At 71.3% G+C, this 18,372-nt stretch carries 17 protein-coding genes; 9 read left to right on the plus strand and 8 right to left on the minus strand.

Annotated elements, in window-relative coordinates; genetic code table 11:
* Window positions 1-21: 21 nt before the first annotated feature.
* A complete protein-coding gene (locus tag AC1MEQ_RS03755; RefSeq protein ID WP_479794072.1) occupies window positions 22-507 on the plus strand; it encodes an Lrp/AsnC family transcriptional regulator in 486 nt (161 codons plus the stop codon).
* A gap of 31 nt (window positions 508-538) precedes the next feature.
* On the opposite strand, the gene AC1MEQ_RS03760 is transcribed toward AC1MEQ_RS03755, so the two are convergent.
* Window positions 539-1,786: an MFS transporter gene (locus AC1MEQ_RS03760; RefSeq protein WP_479794074.1), complete on the minus strand. Its 1,248-nt coding sequence runs from the start codon at window positions 1,784-1,786 to the stop codon at window positions 539-541.
* 166 nt (window positions 1,787-1,952) lie between these two features.
* Between AC1MEQ_RS03760 and AC1MEQ_RS03765 the strand changes: the two genes are divergently transcribed.
* Together AC1MEQ_RS03765 and AC1MEQ_RS03770 are read left to right on the plus strand one after the other, a co-directional pair.
* A complete protein-coding gene (locus tag AC1MEQ_RS03765; protein ID WP_479794076.1) occupies window positions 1,953-2,432 on the plus strand; it encodes an Lrp/AsnC family transcriptional regulator in 480 nt (159 codons plus the stop codon).
* A gap of 61 nt (window positions 2,433-2,493) precedes the next feature.
* The gene (locus AC1MEQ_RS03770) at window positions 2,494-4,368 is read left to right on the plus strand and encodes a hypothetical protein (RefSeq protein ID WP_479794078.1); all 1,875 of its coding nucleotides are present in this window, start codon (window positions 2,494-2,496) and stop codon (window positions 4,366-4,368) included.
* Here AC1MEQ_RS03770 and AC1MEQ_RS03775 read toward each other — a convergent pair.
* The 3 genes from AC1MEQ_RS03775 to AC1MEQ_RS03785 all read right to left on the minus strand — a co-directional run bounded on the left by AC1MEQ_RS03775 (window position 4,365) and on the right by AC1MEQ_RS03785 (window position 7,336).
* Window positions 4,365-5,639 (minus strand): phosphotransferase, encoded by a 1,275-nt coding sequence (locus AC1MEQ_RS03775; RefSeq protein ID WP_479794080.1) that lies wholly within the window; start codon window positions 5,637-5,639, stop codon window positions 4,365-4,367. The two genes, AC1MEQ_RS03770 and AC1MEQ_RS03775, sit on opposite strands and share 4 nt — an antisense overlap.
* Window positions 5,640-5,669: 30 nt before the next feature.
* The gene (locus tag AC1MEQ_RS03780; RefSeq protein ID WP_479794082.1) at window positions 5,670-6,614 is read right to left on the minus strand and encodes a hypothetical protein; all 945 of its coding nucleotides are present in this window, start codon (window positions 6,612-6,614) and stop codon (window positions 5,670-5,672) included.
* Between the two features lie 95 nt (window positions 6,615-6,709).
* The gene (locus AC1MEQ_RS03785) at window positions 6,710-7,336 is read right to left on the minus strand and encodes a GNAT family N-acetyltransferase (RefSeq protein ID WP_479794084.1); all 627 of its coding nucleotides are present in this window, start codon (window positions 7,334-7,336) and stop codon (window positions 6,710-6,712) included.
* Window positions 7,337-7,392: 56 nt separating this feature from the next.
* On the opposite strand from AC1MEQ_RS03785, the gene AC1MEQ_RS03790 reads away from it, so the two are divergent.
* The 3 genes from AC1MEQ_RS03790 to cpaB all read left to right on the plus strand — a co-directional run bounded on the left by AC1MEQ_RS03790 (window position 7,393) and on the right by cpaB (window position 9,189).
* Window positions 7,393-7,995, plus strand: a complete 603-nt coding sequence (locus tag AC1MEQ_RS03790; RefSeq protein WP_479796044.1) for a 5-formyltetrahydrofolate cyclo-ligase — start codon at window positions 7,393-7,395, stop codon at window positions 7,993-7,995.
* Window positions 7,996-8,087: 92 nt separating this feature from the next.
* On the plus strand, window positions 8,088-8,402 hold the full coding sequence (locus tag AC1MEQ_RS03795) for an FmdB family zinc ribbon protein (RefSeq protein WP_479794086.1): 315 nt from the start codon (window positions 8,088-8,090) through the stop codon (window positions 8,400-8,402).
* A 103-nt stretch (window positions 8,403-8,505) separates the two neighbouring features.
* Window positions 8,506-9,189, plus strand: coding sequence for a Flp pilus assembly protein CpaB (gene cpaB, locus AC1MEQ_RS03800; RefSeq protein WP_479794088.1), 684 nt, complete (start codon window positions 8,506-8,508; stop codon window positions 9,187-9,189).
* A 5-nt stretch (window positions 9,190-9,194) separates the two neighbouring features.
* Here cpaB and AC1MEQ_RS03805 read toward each other — a convergent pair whose 3' ends face one another.
* From AC1MEQ_RS03805 to AC1MEQ_RS03820, 4 genes are all read right to left on the minus strand, one after another.
* Window positions 9,195-13,043: a DNA helicase gene (locus AC1MEQ_RS03805; protein ID WP_479794090.1), complete on the minus strand. Its 3,849-nt coding sequence runs from the start codon at window positions 13,041-13,043 to the stop codon at window positions 9,195-9,197.
* A 248-nt stretch (window positions 13,044-13,291) separates the two neighbouring features.
* Window positions 13,292-14,878 (minus strand): glutamine-hydrolyzing GMP synthase, encoded by a 1,587-nt coding sequence (gene guaA, locus AC1MEQ_RS03810; protein ID WP_479794092.1) that lies wholly within the window; start codon window positions 14,876-14,878, stop codon window positions 13,292-13,294.
* Window positions 14,879-14,939: 61 nt separating this feature from the next.
* On the minus strand, window positions 14,940-15,344 hold the full coding sequence (locus AC1MEQ_RS03815) for a DUF3817 domain-containing protein (protein WP_479794094.1): 405 nt from the start codon (window positions 15,342-15,344) through the stop codon (window positions 14,940-14,942).
* Complete coding sequence (locus AC1MEQ_RS03820; protein ID WP_479794096.1) at window positions 15,341-16,150, minus strand: SURF1 family protein; 810 nt, start codon at window positions 16,148-16,150, stop codon at window positions 15,341-15,343. Before AC1MEQ_RS03820 ends, AC1MEQ_RS03815 begins: the two co-directional genes overlap by 4 nt.
* 148 nt (window positions 16,151-16,298) lie before the next feature.
* On the opposite strand from AC1MEQ_RS03820, the gene AC1MEQ_RS03825 reads away from it, so the two are divergent.
* Genes AC1MEQ_RS03825 through AC1MEQ_RS03835 form a run of 3 tightly spaced genes read left to right on the plus strand, consistent with a single transcriptional unit; the run spans window position 16,299 to window position 18,368 of the window.
* Complete coding sequence (locus AC1MEQ_RS03825; protein ID WP_479794098.1) at window positions 16,299-17,417, plus strand: serine hydrolase domain-containing protein; 1,119 nt, start codon at window positions 16,299-16,301, stop codon at window positions 17,415-17,417.
* Window positions 17,414-17,767 (plus strand): hypothetical protein, encoded by a 354-nt coding sequence (locus AC1MEQ_RS03830; protein ID WP_479794100.1) that lies wholly within the window; start codon window positions 17,414-17,416, stop codon window positions 17,765-17,767. Before AC1MEQ_RS03825 ends, AC1MEQ_RS03830 begins: the two co-directional genes overlap by 4 nt.
* Before the next feature lie 4 nt (window positions 17,768-17,771).
* Window positions 17,772-18,368 carry a DUF3887 domain-containing protein gene (locus AC1MEQ_RS03835; protein ID WP_479794102.1) on the plus strand — a complete coding sequence of 199 codons (597 nt, stop codon included), beginning with the start codon at window positions 17,772-17,774 and terminating at the stop codon, window positions 18,366-18,368.
* The last annotated feature ends 4 nt before the right edge of the window (window positions 18,369-18,372 follow it).

An 18,372-nucleotide genomic window follows, 5' to 3' on the forward strand; every position in this document is an offset into this window, starting at 1 on the left:
CGCGTGTGGTGGAATATCCTCATGTCACCCGCCAAGAAGCCCGCCTCGAACACCCCCTTGGACGAGGTCGACCGCGTCCTGATCTCCGAGCTGCTGGCCGATGCGCGGATCAGCAACGCGGCGCTGGCCCAGCGGGCGGGCATTGCCCCGTCGACGGCGCTGCTGCGCACGCGCCAGCTGGTGGAGCGCGGGATCATCGAGGGCTACCACGCACGGCTGAACCTGCCGGCGGTGGGGCGCAGCGTCCAGGCGCTGATCTCGGTGAAGCTGCGCGTGCACGACCGGGTGCAGATCGACCGGTTCACCGGACGGGTGCCGCAGCTGCCGGAGGTCCTCTCGTTCTTCCACGTTTCCGGTGGCACCGACTACCTGTTGCACGTGGCCGTGCCCTCGACCGAGGCGCTGCGGGATTGGGTGCTGGACCACCTGGCGACCGATGAGGCGGTGGGACACACCGAGACCACGCTGGTGTTCGACCATGTGCAGGGCCAGGCCGGACCGCTCTGAGGCCCCGGCGGACAGGCCACCGGCGGGCGCGTCAGCGCCGGTTGCGCCGCCCGTCCCGGAAGACGCTCGCGGCGACCGTCAGGCAGCCTGCGGCGATGACCGCGGCGAACCAGGCCACGGCGGCCGGCAGGCCGATGAGCCCGGCGACCAGACCCAGACCCAGGACCGGCAGCGCGCTGCCGAGGTAGGTGGCGACGTAGACGGTGCTGATCACCTGAGCGTGCCGCGCCGGTTCGACGGCCAGTGCCACGTCGTTGAACGCGGTCCGGAAGGCGGTGCCCTGGCCGGCACCGGCGAGCAGGCTGGCGGCGACCAGCAGCGGCAGGCTGCGCATCGACCCGGAAACGGCGATCAGCACGATACCGCCGGCCATGGCCACCAGCGCCCACGGCAGCAGGTTCCGGTGCGAGCGGCCCAGCAGCTGGGCGGCGGCGGACGCGGCGAGGGTCAGTGCGGCCAGGGCCCCGATGCCCGCCAGGGATCCGATCCCGAACAGGTCGGAAAAGTAGCGCGGGGCCAGCGAGAGGCCGAACCCGAAGAGCGCGAAGCTCAGGAACCCGATGGAAGCCGCGCGGCGGAACTGGGTGCGCGCATCGGTGACCGGACCGATCCGGCGCGGTCGCAGGGCCTTGGCCGCCCCGTGCCCGGGTGCCGGCGACAGGGCGGGGCGGGCCTTGAGCGCCCAGAGCGGGATGAGCATCAGGAGCAGGGCGGCGCCCAGCAGCAGGAATGGAGTGCGGGTCGGGTGCGGCAGCGCCCCCAGCAGCCCGCCCAGGACCGGCCCGGCGGCCACCCCCGAGGAGGAGGCGAGCAGGGTCAACCGGCTGGCCCATTCGGGGTTGCGCGGCAGCAGTTCGCGCAGTGCGGCGCTGCTCGCCCCGGTGCACAGGGCCACCGCGGCCCCCTGCAGGATACGACCGAGGATCAGACCGCCCAGGCTGGAAGCGGTGCCGAAGACGACGACGCCGACCACCCCCACCAGCACGGCCAGGACCACTGCTGCGCGGCGGCCGATGTGATCGGACCAGTGCCCGTAGACCACCAGGCCGGCCATCAGGGCCAGCACGTAGGACGAGAACGCGAGTGTCACCGCGAATGGCCCCAGCTCCAGCCGCTCCTGGAGCAGCGGATACAACGGGGTGGCCAGGTTGGCGCCGATGAGCAGCAGCACCGTGGCCGCGAAGGTGAGCACCAGCCGGGCGTTCACGGAGGCATCCCAGCCCGGGCGGGTGCTGCTGGCCGGTTGGGCGCGCATGCGCAGTTCGCTGATGACGGTCACGGTGGCCTCACGGGGTGGTTCGGGCTGGCGGCCACACCGGTGGGTGTCCCGGTGTCGCCTTTCAATCACCATTCTGCGTTCCGATGAGCCAAATGGATGGTCCAGTGCGCCGACTTTGACGATAATGATCAGGATTGGTCCCGGATGTGATCTACTGGGGCACATCATGGCTACTTTTGACGCACTGGAATTGCGCCTCGTGATCGCCCTGCTCGAGCAGCCGCGGGCGCAGATCGGCGAGCTGGCCACCACCCTGGGCGTCGCCCGCAACACGGTGCAATTGCGGCTCAAGCGGCTGGACCGGGCCGGGGTGCTGCGCACCGGCGGCCGGGAGGTCGACCTGGCCGCGCTGGGCTACGACGTGCTGGCCTTCATCACCATCGAGGTCTCGCACCGCGAGCTCGACGCCGTCATCGCCGCGCTGCGCCAGCAGGAGCAGGTCCTGGAGGTCCATGAGATCTCCGGCCGCGGTGACATCTGGTGCCGCGTGGTCGCCCTGGACACCCACCACCTGCAGGGCGTGCTGCGCTCGATCCTGCGCATGCGCGGGGTCATCCGCACCGAGACGTCGCTGGCACTGAGCGAGCACATCGGATACCGCGCCGAACCGCTGCTGCGCCACCTCGCCGCGGGGGCCAGGCACTAGGCTTGGTGCAAGACCGGCCACCGGGGACGACCGGAACCCCGAGCTTGGGAGGATCAGGCATTTGTCCGCACTGACGCAGCGGTTGCACGGGATCTCCGGCACTCCGCAGCCGGATCCGCTCGCCGCGCCTCCGGACGCCCACGGATGGCTGGAGCTGGCGTACGAACGCGCCTACTCCGAAGACCACGAAGGCGCGGCCCGGGCTGCCACCGCGGGGCTGGCACTCGTGCTGCCGCAGGTCCAGGACGGCGGGGACCCGGCGGTCGTCGACGCGGCGCTGTCACTGCTCGGCGTGCTCGCCTCCGTCCAGCAGCTCGACGGCAACACCGCAGCGGCCGACACGGCCGCCGGGCAGCGGATCACGCTGCTGCGCGCCCAGGGCAGGACGCACCAGGCAGACCTCGAGGAACATCTGGGTGGCCTGCTCTTCCGCGAGCCGCGCCCCGGCGAAACGGCCATCCTGCAGGCCGCCCTGGCCACCCATGCCGCCGCCGGAGCCCCCGCCCACGTGTTGGCCGACGCCCGGCTGCCGCTGGCCGTCGTGCGCTTCGAGGAGGGCGACCAGGAGGCCCTCACCGAACTGGCGGCCTGCGCCGACGACTACCGGGACGGCGGCCGGCCCGAAAGCGAGGCCGGGGCGCTGCTCTACCTCGCCCACGGCTACGCCAAATCCGGCCAACAACAGCCTGCCCTCGAGGCGGCCGACCGCCTGCTGGCGCTGGACATGAACCGGGCGATGCGCGCGGCCATCTGGATGGTCAAGGCCTCCTGCCACCACGAGTTGGGCCACCCGGTAGAGGCCGAGGGTTGCGCGGTGGAGGCCCTCGCCCTCTATGCGGCCACCGGGGTGCGCCGCGGTGCAGTCTCGGCCGCGGCCTTGGTGGCGAACTTCGCCTCGGCCGACCTGGACCAGGACGCGGCCATCACCGCCTGGCGCATCGCCGTCGAACAAGCCGAGCGCGGCGAATTCGAGGAGACCTGGGCCGTCCGCCTGGCGCTGGGGAACCAGCTGCTCGAGGCCGAGGAGTTCCTGCTGGCCGAAGAGGTGCTGGAGTCGCTGTCCGTCCTGCTGGAGGCCAGGGGACGGCACGACGACGCCGCCCGGGCCCTGATGTCGCTGGGCCACTGCCTGCGCCACCAGGAACGCGAGGAGGATGCGTTGCGGGCCTGGGAGCAGGCAGCCGCAGGGTTCGAAGGCTCCGGCCTTCCCGGGGATGCCGCCAGGGCCCACCTCAGTGCCGGGACCCTGCTCACCGATGCCGAAGACCCCTCGGCCTGCCTGGCGCACTTCGCCCGGGCCACCGAGCTGGCACGGGTGACGGAGGACGACCCGACGGTGTTGCCCGTGGCCCTGCACGCCTACGGCCATGCGCTGGCCGAAAGCGGGGACCCGGCCGGCCTGGTGATCCTGGGCGAGGCCATCGAATTGGCGGACGAGGACGGGGCGGATTGGCACCAGGCCGATTTCCGCGACACCCGGGCGCGCTCGCTGTGGGCACTGGGCTACGCCACGGAGGCCGTCGCCGCGGCCCTGGAGGCGGCCGACCGGTTCAAGACGTCGGAGGACACCGATGGGGCAGGCAACGCCGAGCTCTTTGCGGCCCACGTGCTCTCGCAAACCGATCGCGGGGACGAGGCCGCGCGGATGTACCGGTTGATCGCCGCCGAGCACCGCGACAGCGTCGCCCACTTCTATGCGGCCCAACGCGGCCTCGCGGAGGTGCTGGTCTCCCTGGGGTTGCCGGTTCAGGCCAAGGAGGCGGCGGACCTGGCCAACCGGTCGCTGCTCGAGGCGCAGGAAGCCGACGGGCAGGACACCGACGACGGGGAGGACATCGACGACACAGACGGGCAGGACGCCGACGACGACGGGGAGGGTGGCCCGGAGGGCGGGGAGGCTGGCCCGGAGGACGGCCCGGCCGGCGGAACCCGCTAGCCGGCCAGCTCCGCCAACCGCTGGGCCGCGTCCAGGCGGGCCTGCGCCGACCGCGTCCAGGAGCCCACGCCCGGTCGCCGCGCCCCGGCGACCAGGGAGACGGCCACCGCTGCGGCCCGCGCGTAGAGCGCCCGCTCATCGACGGTGTCGCCGAACGTGGAACCCCAGCGCTCGATGGTCTCCCAGATCCCCGCATAGCCGCCGCCGAGCGCCGGCAACACGGCCAGGTGCCCGAGCAGGCACGCCAGGTCATCGACCCGGTGCCCCGGACCGACCGAGTCCAGGTCCAGCAGTCCGCAGACCACGCCGTCGGCCATCAACACGTTGGCCTCGTAGAAGTCCCCGTGCACCGGCACCACCGGCCCCGGATCACGGGAGTCGATCAGCCCGCGCAGCCGATCGGACAACCCGGCGATGACGGCATCCTGGCCGGGCAGCGCCGTGGCGGCCGCCCCCGCGTAGCGGGCGAGCCGGTCGGACCAGGACGGCCGCCGCGGCAACGCCAGCACCGTCTGGGGCAGCCGGTCCAACAGCCGGAGAAGCCCCAGCGGATCCAGCTGCCCACCGCCGTCGTACCGCAGGAACGTGGACAGCGCATCCCCGGGCATCCCCGCCGTGGCCACGACGCCGTGCACGACCTTCCCCAGCACCGGCGCGACGGGCAGTTGCGCGTCGGCCAGGAGCCGGTGGCGTAGCTCCAGGTCCCGGGCCGGTTCCGGTCGCATGGCCTTGAGGTAGACGCGCCGGGTGGCGACGACGGGGCCGGGCGTGGAGAAGTCGGCACGGAACACGGCCCGGCGCAGCGGGCGGTAGGTGACGGTCCGCAGCCGGGTCAGCCGGTCGCCGTCGCCCCAGATCCGTTCGGCCTCGGCGGCGACTCCGGCGTGGGGCAGGCCGGGCAGCCGGGGGTCGTGGGGATGCAGCCAGCTGGCCACGCGCAGCGGGCCGGCGGACGCGCTACCGCTGGGCGGTCCGCCGGGTGGTCCGCCGCGCGGCCTGCCGGCCGGGAGCTGGAGGTGCCGCAACCGGGGTCCGGCAGGGGTGTCGAGCACCTCGGTGGTCAGGCCGATGAAGCGTTCGGTGGTGCCGTGGCGCAGCGAGAAGACGATGCTGGTTCCGGCACCGGGGCGCAGCTGGAACTGGACCTGGCGGGCGGTGGCCAGTTCATGCGGGCCCAGGCGTGCGCCCCAGGCGCCCTCGATCAGCTCGAGGGCGTGGGCGGCCAGTGCATCGGCCTGGGCCGCGTCGCTCCAACCGGGCTGCAGGGGCATCGGCGGGTGCTCGGCTCAGGGCGGGGCGTCTCAGGCCCGGCGGCGCTGCAGGACGGCGTCGAGGTTGATGCCGCCGGTCTGCGGTGCCTGGCGGCGGGCCGGGGCCTCGGGGATCCGCGCGGTGGCCTCGGCCGCATCGCCGTGTTCTGCCGTTTCGGCCAGGCGCGCACTGTGTTCGGCCAGGCGGGTTTCCTGCAGGATGCTGGTGACCTTCTGCGCCTTCTTCTCCTCGGGTGCCGGCAGCGGCTCCGGGGCGGGGCGTTCGGCCTTGGCGGCGCCGACGTAGGTCGGCTTCGGCACGGCGACCGGGGCCCAGGTCTGCGGTGCGGCCGGGGCCGGGGCGGTGCGCTCGTGGGCCTGGGTGAGGTTACGGGTGGACGGCGCCTGGGCGGCGTGCTCGCGGGCGTCGAAGACCGTTGTGGCGGTGCGGCGGACGACGGGTTCGGCGGGGGCGGTGTGCATCGCCTCGTGGAAGACCGCCTCCATGCGGGCCAGGACCTTGCGGCGGCGGTCGCGCACGGCCAGGGCACGCAGGCCGATGAACGCCCCGGCGAGGACGATCGCCGCAACGAGCGGGACGAAACCGGACACCACGCCGAACGGCGCCAGGACGCCACCGGCCACGAGCACGACGACGGCCAGGACGCCGGCCAACGCGACGCCGAGCCGGTCGTACTTGATCCGGAACGGTGCCTGCTGCGGTGCGGCGGTCCGTGACCGTGCGGGGGTTGCCATGGTGTTCCTCCGGGGGCGTGAGGGCTCGTGCTGTTCGGTGGTGCGTGCTGCCACCGCGGGGTCCGCGATGGTGAAGTCGATGGTGGACGAACCCTCGGCTGCCCCGCCCGGCGCCTCGGCCAAGGCCAGGGCGGGTTCGGCCTGGTGCTGGCCGCGGCGGATGATCGAGGGGACGATGAAGGCGAGCAGCACGGCGATCATGGCCGCCAGGACCACTGAGCTTTCGACTTGGATGTCCACCTCCCCGAGGTTACGTGGCCCAGCCCACCACGGGCGGCATTGACCCCGGTGTGTCCGCCCGGTTTCGCCTCACCTTCCCCGCGCTGACGTGCGCTTCAGCGGGTGGCGCCGTCGGCGAGCCAGCGCTGCAGCAGCCCCCCGGGGACCTCCTCGGTGGTCAACGCGAACGTCCGGTGGTCGCTCCAGGCCCCGTTGATGTGCAGGAAGCGTTCGCGCACGCCCTCGTCGCGGAAGCCGAGCTTGTCGACCACGCGCAGGCTGGAGGTGTTTTCCGGGCGGATATTGATCTCCATGCGGTGCAGCCCCAGGGTGCCGAAGCAGTAGTCGGTGGCCAGGGCGACGGCGTGCGGGGTGATCCCCCGGCCGGCCTGGGCGGCGTCGATCCAGTACCCGAGCGAGGCGTTCAGTGCCGAACCCCACATGATGCCCGAGACGGTGAGCTGGCCGACCATCATCGGTTCGCGCCGCGGCCCCACGCGCAGCGCGACCACCCACGGCAGGGTCAACCCGGCCCGGGCCTGGCGGTTGAGCGAGGAGACCATCTCGCGGTAGGTCGGCAGCGCTCCCCCGGCCACCGGTGCCGATGCCTCCCAGGGTTGCAGCCATTCGGCATTGCGGCGCTTGAGCGCCATCCACTCGGCCTTGTCCCGGTACCGCAACGGCCGCAGCAGCAGGTCGCCGCTCTCCAGAGTCACCGGCCATGAACCGGTCCCGAATTCCATGCCGCCAGCTTATCCGCCACCGGGGTGCCCTGGCCTACGATCGAGGGGTGGAGACCATGTCAAAGGCGGCGGCCCGCACGCATTTCCGTTCCCTGCGCCGGGAAATGGACCCGGAACGACGACGCCTCGAGGCCGCGGGCATCCGCCGGAACCTTTTCGACTGGCTCGGGCACGACGGCGGGACGCGCACCCTGACCTCGGTCCTCTCCTACGGGGCCGAGCCCCCGACCGGGGAAATGCTGGCCGAGCTGCACCGCCGCGGGCACCGGGTCCTCGTGCCCATCTGCGAGCCCGAGCGCCGGTTGTCCTGGGCGGACTGGTATCCGGGGGTCCCCATGGCGCGGGCCACCGTGGCGCCCATCGACGAGCCGGTCGGCGAACGCCACCCGCTCGCGGTGATGGAAGACGTCGACGTGGTGCTGGTTCCGGCCCAGGTGGTTGACCCGGCCGGCGGCCGGCTCGGACAGGGCGGCGGCTACTACGACCGGTTCATCGCCTCGCTGCGCACCTTGTCGCGGCCACCGGTGTTGCTGGCCATGGTCTACGAACACGAACTGGTTCCGCCCGGCACGTTCGAGGTCGGTCCCCACGACCAGCCGGTGGACGGGGTGCTCACGGCGGCGGGGATCACCTGGATCGGTGATCCGCTGGCACCATGAGGTAGAATTGGCACTCGGTGGATGCGAGTGCCAAGACGACGCCGCGGGACCTCCCGGGTCCTCCGCCGAGACCAGTGCAACGAAGGAACACGATGCCCACTTACGCCTATGCCTGCAAGGAGTGCAACCACGCATTCGAAACCGTGCAGTCCTTCAGCGAGGATTCGCTGACCGAGTGCCCGGTATGCCACGGAATGCTGCGCAAGAAGTTCAACAGCGTCGGAGTGGTCTTCAAGGGCTCGGGCTTCTACCGCACCGATTCGCGCAACAGCTCCAATGCCACGGCCCCTGCCACGGCATCGGCGAAGTCAGCGTCATCGGACAGCGGTTCCGCCGGCTCGACCTCCTCCAGTCCCGCGACGACCTCGTCGAGCACCGCTGGCGAGAAGGTCTCCACCTCCTCCTGACGTACCCCCCACAGCGGCGGCCGGTCCGTCCCCGGGGCCGGTTTGTCCCCCACCGATCGGGTGCCGGGCACCGCACGCGTGGTTGCTGTGGCCCACTGGGGGGATGAGCTCCCGCCGCCGATTTGCCCGGCCCCATGACCGCCCCTCCCGGTACCGGCGCTCCTGGCGCGAGGTGCTGGCCGTCTACCGCCGCCCGTTGGCCGCGGTGCTCGCCGCCCTGGCAGTCGCGTCGTCGCTGTCCGCCCTGGCCCCCGAGCACACCGAAAGAGTTCCGGTCGTCGTCGCCGACCGCGACCTGCCCTCCGGGGCCGTGCTGGACGAGGGTTCGCTGCGCATCGCCCAGCTGGCCGACCAGGCGCTGCCGCCCGATGTCCTGGATTCCGTGGGATCCGCCACCGGCCAGCAGCTGGCCATCCCGCTGGCCGCTGGTTCACCCGTCGGATCGACCATGCTGGTGGGGCCCGGGCTGCTGACCGGTTCGGCGCCGGGGACTGTCGCGGTTCCGGTGCGTCCCAGCGACACGGAGACCATCGGGCTGCTCTCGCCGGGGCAACTCGTCGACGTGGTGCTCAGCCAGGGCAACGGCTACGAGCGGGCCGTGGATTCGACGGTCATCGCCGAGCGCGTTCCGGTGTTGTGGGTCCCCACCGGGTCCGCCGGGTCGTGGCTGGATGCCGGGGACGCGGCGGGCATGGTGGTCGTGGCCGCTTCACGGCAGGATTCGGCGGAGCTCGCCGGGGCCGCCGCGCGCGGGAAGATCTTCCTGGTGCTGGTCGGCCCCGGGTGAGGGGTTCAACCCCAGTGGGGTGGCCGCTGTTCGCGCAGCCACTGGTCGTGGTCTTCCTCGCGGTCGCCCCAGCGTTTCGGGTCGTCGTCCGCCGCACGGTTTGGCAACACGGAACCCGCGGCGTGCCGGCCGGCCGGCTCCCCCGCCCGGTCGTCCGTGGCGTCCACGCCGACGGCCTTGCGTCGTCCCGGCTGTCCAGGTTCCATGTCGCCCTCCCGGTTCACGATGGTGTCGGTGTCGTCCTCCAGGCCCAGCAGGCGGGCCATCTTCGTGGCGATCCTCGCCGGATCGGAGAACACGTCGATGGTCCACAGCGGGATGTAACGCCACCCCATGGCCTCGAGCAGCTGGGGACGCAGGCGGCTGCGCTCACGCACGGTCATCTGGCGATAGGCATCGGTCCCGTCGGAGACAACCGCCAGCGGCAGTTGGGCCCCGTCGGAGGTGTCCGAGGCCTGGGCGGCAAGGTCCAGGACCCCGCGGTAGCGCTGCTTCACGCTGGCTCCGGCCGCCTCGAGCCGTGATTTCAGGTCCGCCACCAGCGGATCCTCCAGCGGATGGCCATCGCCGGTGACCCCGGATTCGCCGGAGCGGACCCGTCCGACGAGCTCGATGAACTGCCTCGCACCACTGGCCACCCGGTCCAGGTCCAGGTCCTCGGGTGCCACGGCGCTGACCAGGTGCAGCAAATCGCGCGAGCGGGTGACCCCGGTGACGAACAACTCGTCGCCGCGGTCGGAGGACAGCGGGCCGAATTCGTGCAGGCTCTTGCCGTGCGGGGTCCGCCCGAAGCCCAGCGAGAAGATGACCGCGTCGCGGACCAGCCCGTGGGCCCGTTCGACGGAGGAGACCTGGAAGGGCTCGGTCGTGCCCTTGAAGAAGTCCTGCGCCCAAGGGTAGTTGGGCAGTTGCAGCGAGATGGCCTCCGCGATGCGGGCCGCGTGGCGCTGGTTGGCGGCGATCACGGCCAGCGAACGGTGCGGGCGACGCCGGACGTGGCTGAAGACCAGGTCCACGACCCGGTTAACCTCGGCGACGGTCGTCTCCACGCCCTCGGCTCCGGCACCGGGCATCCCGGTGCCGTCGGGAACATAGTCCACCGACAAGGACGGGGTGCCGTCGGACATGGCGCGTGCCGCGGGAAGGCGGTGGAGCGAGCCGGAATAGAAGGCGCGCCCGAGGGATTCGGTGAGCCCCTCGTCCACGCCGCGGTAGACGGTGCGCAGCCGGCGCAGCGGCAACACTGCTGACAGGACCTCGAAGGTACTGGCCGGTTCCCGCGGCTCCCGGGCGGACGCGGTCGGGTCCACGGAGACGTGGAAGCCGCGCGGCTTGCCCAGCATGGCGTCGCCAAACGCGATGACCTGCCCGGAGCGGCTGATCGAACCGATCGCCGAGCGCAGCGACAAGGCGTCGGCGTCCAGCAGGATCACGGCGTCGAACTCGACGTCCACCGGGACGACGGCGGGGATCAGCAGGGGCGATCCCACCCAGACGGGCACCAGGGCGTTGACCAGACCGACGCCGAGGCCGGCGAGGTCCTCCAGGCCCGGTTCGCCGTCCTTGAGCATCATGCGCAATTCCCGGGAGGCGGCCCGGTGGTCGGCCAACGCGGCCTTCCACCGCAGGGCCAACTGCCACCGCAGCCGGGAGGCACCGGAGGCGATGTGCGCATTGTCGGCGAGCCGGTATTCGGCTTCGAGACGGCGCAGGCTCGCCCCGTCCGACATGGCCAGGTATTCGTCGCCGCTGATCATGGCTTCGAGGGCGGACTGCCACCAGGCGAGGTCCAGTTCGGCGGCGACCTCGGCGGCGCCGACCTCGCGGGCGGCCAGGTCATCGAGCAATTCGCCGAGTCCCTGCTCGCGCAGCTGCTCCAGGACCAGGGTCCGTTCGGGCAGCACGTGCAGGGCTTCCTCGCTGTCGACCAGCGCCTGCAGCCGGGCCTCGAGTTCCTCGATGGCCAGGTGCTGCATTTCCCCGAGGTCGCTGGCCGGGGCCAGGGCCTGCACCAGGTGTTCCAGACGATCGCCGGCGTCCCGGTAGGCCTTGTCGAGCTCGAGCAGGCCGGTGGGCACCTTGGGGTGGCGCTGGCTCGTGGCGTAGCGGTTCCACATCTCGCGCTGCTGCTGGACCTCGACGATGGAGGAATGCAGGTCGGAGATGTGCACGCCGGGCCGGACGTATTCCTTGGCCACCCGGCGCAACCGCGATCGGGTGATCGAACTCATCTCGATCCCGCGTTCACGCCGCCAGGAGGTGCTGGCCGTGGCACTGATGAGATCTTCGACCGAACGGTCGAAGATGTCGGGTTCGAACTTGTCCAGGCTGCCGCGCACGGCCACCAGCAGGTCGAGTTGGGCACCCCACTCCGCGAAGGTCGTGCCCAGCGTGATCTCGGAGTGCTCGGCGACGGTGAGCATCCGCCGGTGCAGGTCCGGCAGGTCCTCGGCCAGGCTGGAGGCGATGGCCAGCGCGTCGTCGGTTTCGCGGCGGTTGCGCAGACGCGCCCCGTACCAGGGACTGAGGGTGGTCGCCCGGGTGAAGCTGCCGACCTCGGCGGCGCGGGCCAGCCGGACGGCGGTCTCCCCGCGGTCGCTGATGCTGTCGAGTACCGAGCGCTTGAGCCGCACCGACGTCGACGGGGCCGGGTCCATCGCTGTCAGCCGCGCCAGTTCCTGCATGGCCTGATACGGCGAGCAGCTCCAGCGGCTGCGCACGTTGTGCAACGAGTTCACGTGGTCCAGCAAGGCGTGGCGGTGTTCGGTGAGGCGTTGGTGCAGCTTGCCCAGCTGGGGTTCGGTGGCCCGCTCGTTGCGCAGGATGGCCTGGGTCAATTGGGCTCGGAGTTCCTCGGGTCCGACCTCCGGGGACAGGCGCAGGGCCATCGAGGCCAGGTCCAGTTCGGCCAGCTTCTCGTTCAGGCTGCGGGCGGTGTCCCGGCGCTCGGCGACGACGAGGACGCGCTTGCCCTGGCCCGCCAGGATCGCCGCGGCGTTCACCGCAGTCTGCGTCTGCCCCGTGCCGGGCGGGCTGGAAACCACGACCGATTCGCCGGCACCAACGAGGTCCAGGACCTCCTGCTGGCTCTCGTCGGCATCGAGGACCAGGGATTCGTCGGCCGGTTCGCGCTCGTCGCTGCTCAGGACCGTGACCCCGGGCTCGGGGACCTCGATCTCCTCGCCCGCATCGACCTCCAACAGCCGGGAAATGACCGGATGCGTCGTGTCGATCCGCGACGGGTCGGCCGGGTCGGCCAGGTCCGCGAAGGTGGAGACGAGCAGGCGGTGCTCGATGACGGTGCCGGGAAGGTCGGAGACCTGCTCGCGCAGGCTGTCCATGGCCCGGCGGGGGTCGAAGCGGGCGGTCATGTAGGCCGCTTGCTCCAGCGCATCGACGTCGATCGACAGGCCCTGCTGTTCCCGGAGGTACCGGACCAGGGCGGGATTGACCTGGGCACGCCCGGCGAGTTGGATCTCGTCGTCGTCCTGCCCCTCGCGCAGGGTCAGCGAGATCCGCCCGAGCATGATGGGGGCGCTGAACTGTTCGGAGCGGCCGTCCCGCACGGCACGCCAGGTGGCCACGCCGGAGGCGAGGTACCCGACATCGATCCCCCGGTCCTCGGAGAGTTCACGGATCTTCGCGCGCAGCGCACGTGCGGTGCGGCGGCCCTGGTTGTAGGCTTCGACGTCGCGCAGCAGCATGGACAGGCGGGTGCGGCGGCCGGCCAGGAACTGGGCCAGTCCGGAGGGGTGGGTGTGGGTGATGTCGATGCAGTTGGACGTCGACCCGGCAAAGCGCAGGAGGGTGTCAGTTCCCGCCCCTGGACCGAGCTTCTCCAGCCAATCGGTCAACGCCGCTTCGCCTTGTTGCGTCCCTACCACCGGAACACCACCTTCCTCACGTTTGAGCCCTGCGTCCCCACCCGCACCGGGTGGAGGGGGCCAGCCAATGCGCGGTTCACGGCGCACGCCACAACTTACGGTACGCGACACCCGGCCGCGCTTGCCTGATCAAAACACCACCCGGAGCGGTTAAGCACACCGAGGGAGGGGCGGCGCCCTCCCTCCGTGTCAGCGGCGCCCCGTCGGGGGAAGCGCGCCTACTCCCATTCGATGGTTCCCGGCGGCTTGCTGGTCACGTCCAGGACCACCCGGTTGACCCCGTCGACCTCGTTGGTGATGCGGTTGGAGATGCGCGCCAGCAGGTCGTAGGGCAGGCGTGACCAGTCGGCGGTCATGGCGTCCTCGGAGGAGACGGGGCGCAGCACGATCGGGTGTCCGTAGGTGCGGCCGTCGCCCTGGACGCCCACCGACCGGACGTCGGCGAGGAGCACGACGGGCATCTGCCAGACCTCCTGGTCGAGTCCGGCGTTGGTCAGTTCGGCGCGGGCGATCGCGTCGGCCTTGCGCAGCAGCGCGAGGCGCTCCTCGTCGACAGAGCCGATGATGCGGATCCCCAGGCCGGGGCCGGGGAACGGCTGGCGCTGGACGATCTCGGCGGGCAGGCCCAGTTGGGCCCCGACGGCGCGGACCTCGTCCTTGAAGAGGGCACGCAGCGGTTCAACGAGCTCGAACTGCAGGTCCTCGGGCAAGCCGCCCACGTTGTGGTGGCTCTTGATGTTGGCCGCCCCTTCGCCGCCGCCGGACTCCACGACGTCGGGATACAGGGTGCCCTGGACGAGGAATCGGACGGGTTCGCCGGTGTCGGCGGCCTCGGCCATGATGGCGGACTCGGACGCCTCGAAGGCGCGGATGAATTCGCGCCCGATGATCTTGCGCTTGGTCTCCGGGTCGGTGACGTCCTTCAGCGCTGTCAGGAAGCGTTCGCGTTCATCGGCGATGTACAGCTTGGCCCCGGTGGCGGCCACGAAGTCACGCTCGACCTGCTCGGCCTCGCCCTCGCGCAGCAATCCGTGGTTCACGAAGACGCAGGTGAGCTGGTCCCCGATGGCCTCCTGGACCAGCGCGGCGGCGACGGCGGAGTCCACGCCGCCGGAGAGCCCGCAGATGGCGCGGCCGGTTCCGACCTGGGCGCGGATCTTCTCGACCTGCTCCTCGACGATGTTCCCGGTCGTCCAGGACGGCTCGAGACCGGCACCGTTGAACAGGAAGTTCTCCAGCACGCGCTGCCCGTAGGCCGAGTGCTTGACCTCGGGGTGCCACTGGACCCCGAAGAGGCGCTTGTCGGCGTTGGCGAAGGCGGCAACGGGTGCGCCGGCGGTGGACGCAAGGACCTCGAAGCCCGCGGGTGCCTCCTGCACGGAGTCGCCATGGCTCATCCAGACCTTCTGGTCCACGGGCAGCCCCTCCAGCAGGGAGCGGGCGGCTCCGGTGGCGGTGGCATCGGTGGATCCGTATTCACGCAGACCGGTCTCGGCGACCTTGCCGCCGAGGGCATTGGCCATCGCCTGGAAGCCGTAGCAGATGCCCAATACCGGGACGCCTGCCTCGAAGAGGTCGGCCCCGACGTGCGGGGCCCCGTCGGCGTAGACGCTCGATGGACCGCCGGAGAGGATGATGGCCGAGGGGTTCTTGGCCAGGATCTGTTCGGTGGTGAAGGTGTGCGGGACGATCTCCGAGTACACGTTGGCCTCGCGGACGCGGCGTGCAATCAGCTGCGCGTACTGGGCTCCGTAGTCGACGACCAGAACCGGCTGGTGCTCTGGGGTGGGTGCTGGGTTGGTCACGCGCTCCACCTTAGTCGCCAGCGGGCCCCGGACGCACCTTGGCCGGTGGGACGGCATCCGTTCAGTACCGCTTGGCTGCCTCGGGATGCTCGCGCAGTTCGCGCTCGACCTCCCCATGGACCTTCTTCTCCATGATGAACGAGAGCAACGGCACCACGCCGCCGAGGGCGATGGTGATGAAGCGGCTGAAGGGCCAGCGCATCTTGGACCAGAGGTTGAAGTCGGCAGCGAGGTAAATCACATACATCCAGCCGTGCACGATCAGCACGGTGGTGGAAAGGTTCAGCGAGCCGACGTACGCCTCGAAGTTGAAGGCGTACTTGGCGATCATCTCGATGCACAACAACAGCAGCATCACGCCGGTGGCGTAGGCGAGCACCTTGTAGAACGCGGCGGCGCTGCGGATCTGCGCCGGAGTGCCGGCGAATCGGCGTTTGCGGGGGGCGGGGGTCGTCGGGTGGGTCACTGCTGGTCCTCGGTGTTGGTGGGGGTGGATGTTGCGTGGGCCGCTGCGAGGTCGTCCTCGAGGTCTTCCTGTTCGCGCCGGTAGTCATCGGCCACCAGGCGCCACCACAGGAAGACGGCGAAGCCGGCGAAGACAACCCATTCGATGCCGTAGAAGATGTTCAGCCAGTTCAGCGGCTGTTCCTGGGGTTGTGGTCCGACGTTGACCGGCTCGAGGCCCGCAGACGCCGCGCCGGCGTCGGCACCCGCCGGGGTGGCGACATCGAAGGCGACGATGAAACCGCTGTACGAAGGCACGTCCCAGACATTGATGAGCTGGGCGACCGACAGGGAGCGCAGGCCCGGATCCCCGTCGGGTTTGCCGTCGATGGGGGCCTCCGTGGGCAGGAGCCTTCCGGTGAGGTCGAGCTGGCCGGCCGGCGCGGCCGGCGGCGTCGTGGGCCCGGGCTGCCATCCGCGCACGACGGGAATCGTGTTGTGTTTCGGGGCGCCGTCGACCGCGAAGGAGGCGACCACCCAATACCCCTTTTCCCCGTCCTGGAGCCGGTTCCTGACGAGGATCTGCTTCCCCTCCAGGAAGTGGCCACTGGCCTTGACGACCTGGTCGGCCTCTGTCTCGAACATCACGGTGGCCGGTTTGAAGTGGCTGGTCAGCGGGACCGCGGACTCAGTGGTGGACACCGGCGGCGGCGGGGCGTCCTGGGACCGGGAAAACTGCCATTGGCTCAACAGGACGAAGCCGCTCGCCGCCAGGAGTGCGCCGACGAGGGCGAGGATCCATTTGGGCTTAACGGCAGTCTTTAACACAGGTACCAGCCTACTTCGATGCGCTGTAGAAGAGCGAATGCGCGCCTCGGGGACCGGGGCGGTTGGTGGTGCACGCGGCGGGCGTGGACGGCCACAAATTGTCAATGAAACCTTGACATCGCGACGTCGTCAAGGAAACGTTGACGACATGAGGATTGGATCACCGGCCCGGCCGGCGCGGAGGGCCCGGCACCGGGTCCCCTGGGTCATCGCGGCGGTCGCCATCGCCCTGCTGGTCGTGGCCGCCCCGCGTGCCCAACCGGCGACGGCCCCCACCGGCGACCGGGAACTGGCCGCCAGGATCGCCACCGGCCCCGAGGCCCCTCCCGGGGACTTCGCCGCGGCCGTCGTCGACGCCCACGGGGTGCGCTTCGCAGGACACGGGGCCGACGAGCGCACCGCCTTCGAAGTCGGCTCGATCAGCAAGGTCTTCGGTGGGCTGCTGCTCGCCGATGCCATCGAGCGCGGTGAAGTGGAAGCCGGGACCACCCTCGGCGAGATCTTCGGATACCCGCCGGACGGATCGGGAGCCATCACGCTCGAACAACTGGCCACGCACACCTCGGGCCTGCCCCGGCTGCCGGCCGACCCGCGTTTCCTGGCCGGCAGCCTCCTCAGCCAACTGGTCAACACGAATCCCTACACCCAGTCCACGGCCACCACGATCGACCTCGGGCGCCGCGCCCAACCGGACCCGGACCACGGATTCGCCTACTCGAACTTCGGCGCGGCGTTGCTCGGGCAGGCACTGGCCCGCGTTGCGGGGAGCAGCTACCCCGAGTTGGTGGCCTCCCGGATCACCCGTCCGCTGGGGATGGACCGGACGTGGGTCGTGCCGTTGCCGGGCGGTTCCGCCTCGGCGCAGCTGGGCACCCGGCCGCGCCTGCCGACCGCGCAGGCGACCGGCCACCGCGCATCCGGCCACGTGGCCGCCGCGTGGCCCATGGACGGTTTCGCCCCGGCCGGAGGAATCCGATCCACCACCGAGGACCTGGCGCTGCTGGCCCGGGCGGTGCTCGACGGAACGGCCCCGGGAATGGCCAGCCTGCACCCGGTCGCCGAGGATGGCAGTGGCGGACGCGTGGGGCTGGCCTGGATGATCGAACCGGGGACGGATCCGGTCATCTGGCACAACGGGATGACCGGTGGCTTCGCTGCCTACCTGGGCCTGCAGCGGGAGGACCACCAGGCCGTCGTCGTCCTGTCCAACACGGCCCGCCCCGTGGACGACGCCGGACGGGTTCTGCTCACGGAGGGGCAGCGATGACGACGGCGATCGGCTTCCTGCTCCCGGTGGTGCTCCTGGCCATGACCGCGCCCTGGTGCCTGCGGATGCTGCGCTCGACGTCGGCCGCCCCGGCGTTGAACCGCGTGGCCCAGCTGGCGTCGATGACCGCGCTGGTCTGCATCGGGGCGGTGGTCCTGGAGATCGGCACCGTGCCGCTGTGGACCTGGTTCCCGTCGGCCCTGGCCGTCGGCCTCGGGGCGACCGCCCTGTGCGTGCGCTGGACGGTGCTCGTCGAGGCCGGGCCGACGAACCGGCGGGTCCGGACCGTCGTGTCGCTCGTGGTCGACAGCGCGCTTCTGGTAGTGGTGGCGTATGCATCCCTCAGATGACGACGTGGCCGACCTTGGTATGCAGGCGGCCCGGGCCGCCGAGCTCGCCCGCCGGCTGGAGGCCCCCGGCTCCCCGCCGGTGGCCGCCTTGCGCTGGGCCGAGGAATTGAAGGACCTCGCCGACGGGCTGCTGGCGGGGACCGCAGGCCGCGCCCACGCGGACGGGCTGAGCTGGCAGGAGATCGGCTACCAGCTGGGCATCTCCCGGCAGGCCGCGTTCCAGCGCTTCTCGGCAGGGGCCGGCGTGCGGACCGCATCGGCCCGGGGCGGGGGCGCGCTGGTGGGCCGCGCGCAGGAGGTCTTCGGGGCCCTGGCCGCCGGACGGTTCCCCGAGGTCGCCGCGGATTTCACCGTGCGGATGGCGGCCCAGGTCACCGAGTCGGACCTGGCCGGTGTCTGGGCGGCGTGCGTCGACTCACTCGGCGCCTACGAGCAGCTGATGGCCGCGACGGTCCGGCACAACGGGTCGCTGCGGGTGGTGCATTGTTCGCTGGTCTTCGCTGGTGGCGTCATGGACGGACGGCTCGGCGTGGACAGCTCTGGCCGGATCTCCGGGCTGCTGATCACCGATCCGGGATTCGGGCCGCCGGCGTCGGGCTGAGGGC

This window comes from Arthrobacter sp. ASL1 (assembly GCF_056680475.1).